This is a genomic window from Mesorhizobium sp. M4A.F.Ca.ET.090.04.2.1 (assembly GCF_003999085.1).
Classification (GTDB): domain Bacteria; phylum Pseudomonadota; class Alphaproteobacteria; order Rhizobiales; family Rhizobiaceae; genus Mesorhizobium.
Genome location: NZ_RZOT01000977.1, coordinates 1 through 693, shown reverse-complemented (window position 1 = coordinate 693; position 693 = coordinate 1). Strand labels below are relative to the sequence as shown.

General features: G+C 64.5%; 1 pseudogene. It reads left to right on the top strand.

Annotated elements, in window-relative coordinates:
* Nucleotides 1-693: pseudogene (locus tag EN781_RS34665) on the top strand (SPOR domain-containing protein); the annotation flags it as partial.

Below are 693 nucleotides of genomic sequence, written 5' to 3'. Positions count from 1 at the left end.
GCATCGACGATGCCGAAGAGTCGCTGGCTGCCGCAGTGCCTGTCGAGCCTGTATATGCCGTCGAAGGCGATGCCACAGACCTTGCCGCGCAGGAAGCCTTCGAAGATGATGTCGAGCATGCGCTGACCGAAGAGGTTGAAGAGCCGGCTGCCGAATTCGCCGCCTTTGCGGACGAGCCGATCGCGCCTGCGGTCTTCGAGCTTGATATCGAAGATGCGCCGGCCGGAGAGGTTGAAGAACCTGCTGCCGAGATCGCCGCCGCTGCGGCCGAACCGATCACGCCCGCGGCCGTTGCGGTCGAGCCATCGGAACCTGCGACCGCCGCCAATGAGCGAAGCCTCGAGGATGAGCTTAACGCGCTGCTCGGCGCGATGAGCGCGCGGCCGATGCCCGTCGCTAGGGAACCCGAACCTATCCGTCAGCCGGTGGCGGAGAAGCCCGCGGATCAGCAGACCGTCGATGACCTCGATTGGGATCTCGACGGCCACGAGGACGCCCAGCCGCAGCAGGATGAGGCGGCCAAATCGGCCGAAGCCGATTCCGGCGATCTTCCGGGGGGTGAACTCGAAGGCCTGGATCTTTCTGCCAAGAATGCAACGGCCTCCGCCGACATTGACTTCGACGATGACGCATTTGATGCCGCCTTTGCCAAGGGCATTGAGGGCGATCGGGAGCCTGGCCATTCCGTGGCAC